This window comes from Pseudostreptobacillus sp. (assembly GCF_977040545.1).
The window spans coordinates 1-6351 of sequence record NZ_CDRRBS010000072.1; the positions used below are offsets into that span (position 1 = coordinate 1).

Annotated in this window: 7 protein-coding genes and 1 pseudogene; all 8 read left to right on the forward strand. The window is 25.2% G+C overall.

Going from position 1 to position 6351, the window contains the following annotated elements; all coding sequences use genetic code 11:
* Positions 1-668 (forward strand): HAD family hydrolase (locus ACWYO2_RS04510; protein WP_455515303.1); only part of this gene is annotated, 668 nt, incomplete at its 5' end.
* 54 nt (positions 669-722) lie between these two features.
* Positions 723-2102 carry a DNA polymerase III subunit gamma/tau gene (gene dnaX / locus ACWYO2_RS04515; RefSeq protein WP_455515304.1) on the forward strand — a complete coding sequence of 460 codons (1380 nt, stop codon included), beginning with the start codon at positions 723-725 and terminating at the stop codon, positions 2100-2102.
* Positions 2103-2110: 8 nt separating this feature from the next.
* Entirely contained in the window at positions 2111-2563 is a 453-nt protein-coding gene (gene rplI / locus ACWYO2_RS04520; RefSeq protein WP_455515305.1) for a 50S ribosomal protein L9, read from the forward strand.
* Between the two features lie 10 nt (positions 2564-2573).
* A pseudogene (gene dnaB / locus ACWYO2_RS04525) lies at positions 2574-3956 on the forward strand (replicative DNA helicase).
* A 44-nt stretch (positions 3957-4000) separates the two neighbouring features.
* Complete coding sequence (locus ACWYO2_RS04530) at positions 4001-5287, forward strand: peptidase U32 family protein (RefSeq protein ID WP_455515309.1); 1287 nt, start codon at positions 4001-4003, stop codon at positions 5285-5287.
* Positions 5288-5303: 16 nt separating this feature from the next.
* On the forward strand, positions 5304-5708 hold the full coding sequence (locus ACWYO2_RS04535; RefSeq protein WP_455515306.1) for a response regulator transcription factor: 405 nt from the start codon (positions 5304-5306) through the stop codon (positions 5706-5708).
* An 83-nt stretch (positions 5709-5791) separates the two neighbouring features.
* Positions 5792-5977, forward strand: a complete 186-nt coding sequence (locus ACWYO2_RS04540) for a winged helix-turn-helix domain-containing protein (protein ID WP_455515307.1) — start codon at positions 5792-5794, stop codon at positions 5975-5977.
* Positions 5964-6351, forward strand: a 388-nt coding sequence (locus ACWYO2_RS04545; RefSeq protein ID WP_455515308.1) for a hypothetical protein, incomplete at its 3' end; no start/stop codon positions are given. The genes ACWYO2_RS04540 and ACWYO2_RS04545, both read left to right, overlap by 14 nt.

The window sequence follows — 6351 nt, forward strand, 5'->3', positions numbered from 1 at the left end:
GTGGTATTATAATGATAAAACTTGCAATATTTGATATGGATGGATTACTTGTTGATACAGAACAAATTTATTTAAAAGAATTTCCTAAAATTTTAGCAGAACAAGGTATAAGTATAGCGTTAGATGATATGACTAAAATTGTAGGACAAAATGAAAAAGCATTTGTAAAATATTTTACAACATTGTTTCCTGAGATTGATCTTGAAATAGCTAAAAATAAATTATTGGATATTTTCAAAAAGAGTGCTGAAGAAGGAACTATGAAAACAAAAAAAGGGGCTGAAAATTTATTGAGATTTTTAAAAGAAAAAGAAATAAAAATTGCACTTGCTTCTTCTAATGATAGAGATAAAATAAATCTTTATTTAGAAAAAACAGATCTTTTAAAATATTTTGAATATATAATTTCAGGAGAAGATATAAAAGAAAGTAAACCTAATCCAGAAATTTTTAATAAAGTAATAAATCATTTTAATGTTAAAAAAGATGAAACAATAATTTTAGAAGATTCTTTTAATGGAATTAGGGCTGCACATAGTTCTGGTGCAAAAGGTATAATGATACCTGATATTTTAGAACCAAATACAGAAATGAAAGAGAAAGCAAAATATATATTTAAGGATTTAGATGAAGTTATTTTAAACTTCGATATGCTAGACAAATACTAGATATTTGTAGTATAATTAATATTAATATATGATGAGAAAATTGAAAGGAGGAACATGGAAAATATAACCTTATATAGAAAATACAGACCACAAAATTTTGAACAACTTTATGGTCAAGAACATATAGTTGAAGCGATAAAAAATAGTTTAGATAACAATAAAATGTCTCACGCTTATCTTTTTAATGGTCCACGTGGTGTTGGTAAAACAACTATTGCAAGACTTATTGCAAAGGGTATAAATTGTTTAAATAATGGTCCAAGTTCTATTCCTTGTAATGAGTGTGATAATTGTAAAGAAATAGTAAATGGTAGTTCAATCGATATTATTGAAATTGATGCTGCTTCTAATCGTGGTATTGATGAAATAAGAGATCTTAAGGAAAGTACAGGATACCTACCAGTTAAATGTAGAAAAAAAATATATATAATTGATGAAGTACATATGTTGACTAAAGAAGCTTTTAATGCACTTTTAAAAATATTAGAAGAACCACCACAACATATATTATTTATACTTGCAACTACAGAAATAGAAAAAATCCCAGATACAGTAATTTCTAGATGTCAAAGATATGATTTTAAAACTTTAAGTAAGCAAAATATAGTAGAAATGCTTAAATCTGTAGCTGAAAAAGAAAATATAAAAATTGATGAAGAATCTTTAAATTTGATATACCAAAAATCAGAAGGTTCAGCCAGAGATTCATTTTCCATATTTGAGCAAGTGATATCAAATTATTATCATTTGGATGAAATAACTTTAGAATTAACTGAAAAAGCTTTAGGACTTGTTTCTAGTATGATTCATAAAGAATTTTTAGAAAATATTAAAGAAGCTAAAAAAGAAAAAATAATAGAACAAATTGATGAATTATGGAATAATGGAATACAGATAGATCAATTTCTTAAAGATTTTTGTAGGTATATAAAAATGTCAGATACTGATATTGATTTAAAAATTAAGATAATTTCTAATATTTATGATTTATTAAATAAATTTAGAAATGAAGAAGATAAAAGATTAATTTCATATTTGATAATAAATAAAATTTTAAAAAAAGAAAAAGAAATTGTTGTTCCACAAGTAGTTAAATATAATGAGAAAAAAAATATACCATTGAAGCAATTTAATGAAGATAATTGGAATGAGTTTATTTCGTATTTAGAAAAAGAAGGAAGATATAAATTTTATTGTCTTTTAAATCAAACGAGTGTTAATATAGAAAATAATAATATATCTATATCTGTAAATAATAAGGGATTGATTAATGTTTTAAATAATCCCAACACTATAGATTTTATTGAAAAAGCAATTTACGATAAATATGGAATAAATGTTAATTTAATACCAGAAAAAATAGAAGAAACGAATTTTTTAGATGAAAATATAAAAAATCGTCTAATAAGTGTATTTGATGCCGTAGAAGTTTAGGAGGAAAAATGAAAGTAAAAGTAATATTAACAGAAACAATTAAAGGTGTAGGTAAAAAAGATGAAATAGTAGAAGTTAAAGATGGATATGCAAACAACTTTTTATATGCTCAAAAGAAAGGAATACCTGCAACTCCTGAAAATATAAAAAAATTAGAAAATAAAAAGGCTAAGGTTGAAAAAACAAAAGAAAAGGAAACAAGTAATGCAAATGACTTGAAAAAAGAATTAGAATCTAAACCTATAATTCTTGAAGTTAAAATGGGGAAAGATAATAAACTATTTGGTTCAATAGGTAGCAAGGAAATAGAAGAAGCTATAAAAGAACAATTGGATATTACAGTTGATAAGAAAAAAATGGGTAATGATGCACGTATTAAATCATTAGGAGAACATATAGTTGAAATTAAATTATATGCTGATGTAAAAGCAAATGTAAAAGTAATAGTTAAAGGTGTTTAATATGAATGAAATGGATTTAACTGAAAATTCTTTACATAGCTTAGAAATAGAAAAATCTATATTAGGTTCTATCTTGATAGATCCTAATATAATATATAGTATAAGTGATAGAATTAATAGTTCTGATTTTTATTTTAATTTTAATCAATTAATATATGAAAGTATTTTAAAAAGACGTGATAAATATTCAAAGATTAATTTAGATTTAAATATTTTGATAGAAAGTTTAAAAGAAGATAATGTATTTGATATAGTTGGCGGTGTTGAATATTTGAATGAATTAGTAGCGAGTTCATATACATCTGCAAATATAGAGGCATATATTGAAATATTTAAAGAATATTCTAAAAAACGTAAACTTTTGAATGTTTCAAAAGGAATTTCTAAAAGTATATATGATAATAAAAAAAATTCGACGGATTTATTAGAAGAAGTTCAAGTAGCTGTTAGTCAAATTGATGAAGAAGCTAGTGGAGATGATATAATTAAACTATCAGAATTAGTTGCTAGAGATTATGAAAGAAATGATAAAAATAATCATATAGCTGATTATCCAAAAACTAAATTTATTAGGTATGATGAAATTACAAATGGTTTAAGACCTGCGACACTTTTAATACTTGCAGCACGTCCTGCTATGGGGAAAACTGCATTTTCTTTAAATATAGCATTAAATGTAGCTAAACAAAATAAACGTGTTTTAATATTTAGTTTAGAGATGGGTGAAGAAGAATTATATAATAGATTATTAGCGGCTGAATCAGAAGTAGAACTTAAAAATATACAAAGAAGTCACTTTGACTTTAATAATAAAGAAATGATTAATAGACTTCTTATAGCTCGTGAAAGCTTATCTACTCTTGAAATATATATAGATGCATCAGCTACACCTACAATAACTGCTATAAAAAATAAAGCAAGATTATTACAAAGAAAATAAAAAAATATTGATTTAATAATAATTGATTATTTACAACTTATTTCAGGTACAACAAATAAAGGGAATAGAGAACAAGAAATTTCTGAAATTTCAAGAGGACTTAAACTTCTTTCTAAAGAATTAAACGTCCCTATTATAGCTCTTTCTCAGTTATCTAGAAGAGTTGAAAGTCGTGAAGATAAAACGCCGATGTTATCTGATTTGAGAGAATCAGGTTCTATTGAACAAGATGCCGATCAAGTTATGTTTTTAAGTAGTAAAGACTATTATAATAATCAGAAAAATCCTGATGAAGATAACAATAAGCTTTTAACTAGAATAGAATTAATATTAGCTAAAAATAGAAGTGGTAGTATAGGGAAAAATTTATTATTTTTTGATAAACCTATACAAAAATTTAAAAATCCTACTCATGAAGAGGAAAAGATGTACTTTAAAGGAGAAGAAGATTGAAAAAAATAACAAAAAAAGCAGAATTATTAGCACCTGCTGGAAATATGGAAAAATTAATGGAAGCTTTTCATTTTGGTGCAGATGCTGTATATATAGGTGGTAGAGGATTTAATTTGAGAGGAATGTCTGCAAATTTTTCAGATAGAGAATTAACTAAAGCTGTGGAATATGCTCATTCTATTGGTAAAAAGGTATACGTTACATTAAATATATTTGCTCATAATCAAGAAGTAAATTATATACCTAAATTTATAAAATTTTTAGATGAAGTTAAAGTTGATGCAGTTATAGTTGGAGATTTGGGAATAATACAACAAGTAAGAGAACATGCACCTAATATGGAAATACATGTCAGCACACAAGCAAATGCTACCAATTGGATGACTGTTAAAGCATATAAAGATATGGGAGTTTCAAGAGTAGTTTTAGCACGTGAAATGTCTTTACATGAAATAAAACAAATTAAAGAAAAAGTGCCAGATATGGAGCTTGAAGTATTTATACATGGAGCTATGTGTATGGCTGTTTCTGGAAGATGTCTATTAAGTAATTATTTTACTTCGAGAGATGCTAACCGTGGAATATGTGCTCAAGATTGTAGATGGAATTATAAAGTAATAGCTGAAGGCCATGAAGAAACAGGAGCTCATGATATAATTGAAGATGAGGGTGGCACTTTTATATTTAATGCAAAAGATTTATGTACGATAGAATTTATAGAAAAAATATTAGAAGCAGGAGTAGATTCATTAAAAATAGAAGGTCGTATGAAAAGTATTTACTATAATTCAACGGTTACTAAACAATATAGAGAAGCTCTTGATTCATATTATTCTGGAAATTATAAATATGATCCAAAATGGTTATATGAACTTCAAACTATAAGTCATAGACTGTATTCTCCAGGATTTTATTTTGGGTCAAGTAATGAATTTGATCAAAACTATAATACAAGTTCTTCATATTCGCAAACTTATCAATTAGTAGGTAATGTAATAGAAAAAGTTGATAAAAATAAGTATAAAATACAAGTTAGAAACAGAATAATTGCTCCTGAGGTAGAACTAGAACTAATTAGGCCTCATTGTGACCCTATTAAATTTAGAGTCGAACATTTCTTTAATATTAAAACTGAAGAATATGAAGAAATTGTTCATCCTAATACTATAGCTATATTAGAAACAGATATAGAAATGGGACCTCTTGATTTATTAAGAGTTAAATTACCTGAAGGAGTATCAGATACTGATATCGATATATCAGAAACAACTCAGGCAAATGATGGATTTGTGCCTAAAAGTGCATGTCAATCTTGTTCTAAAGATTTTTAATCGGAAAGGAATGTATATGAAAGAGAAAATTCTAATAGTTGAAGATGATGAAAAAATTGCAAAACTTATAGAGATGGAACTTAAATTTGAAGGATATGAAGTAGAAATTAAAGAAGACGGTAAAGAAGGACTTTTAACAGCTAAGTATAATCATTTTGATTTAATAGTTTTAGATGTTATGTTACCTAAAATGAATGGTTATGAAGTATGTAAAAGAATTAGAGAAGATTCAGATGTACCTATAATTTTTTTAACTGCTAAAGATCAAGTTACAGATAAAGTTGTATCTTTTGATTATGGTGCAGATGATTATATGACTAAACCTTTTTCTATGGATGAATTAATAGCAAGAATAAAAGCTTTAATAAGACGTACTAAGAAGAAAAGTGAAAAAAAGAAGATTTTATATTTGAAGATTTAAGAATATCATATACTGCTTATGAAGTATTTAGAAATGGTGAACAAATACCACTTTCTAAAAAAGAATTTGAATTATTAGACTATTTGGTTTTAAATAAAGGTATAGTTTTAAATAGAGATCATATTCTTGAAGAAGTGTGGGGATTTGATCAAATTGGAAATAATAATATTTTAGATTTATATATAAAATATCTAAGAGATAAAATTGATAAGCCTTATGAAAGAAAATTCATACATACTAAAAGAGGTATAGGTTTTGTTTTTAAATAAAAATATAAATAATTTAGGAATTAAAAAAAGAATAACACTAACTTTTGGTTTAGTATTTATATTTATTACATCAATAACTACAATATCACTTTATTTTATACTTAATACACAAAACTTGAGAGAAATGAATGAAATATTTATACCTAAAATAAATGATATTAATATATACTATAATAAACTTGAAAATTATATTGAAAAATATAATGAAAAAAAATTGAAACTTAGTTTTGAGCCTGAAATAATTAATCAAAAATTAGTTTATGATAAACCGTTTGATGAAGGACAAGAAGATTTTAAATATGTATTACATATAGTAAGTCCTAAAAATAATGTAGATAGTATACCGTTAAATACAACGGGATATAAAGTATCTT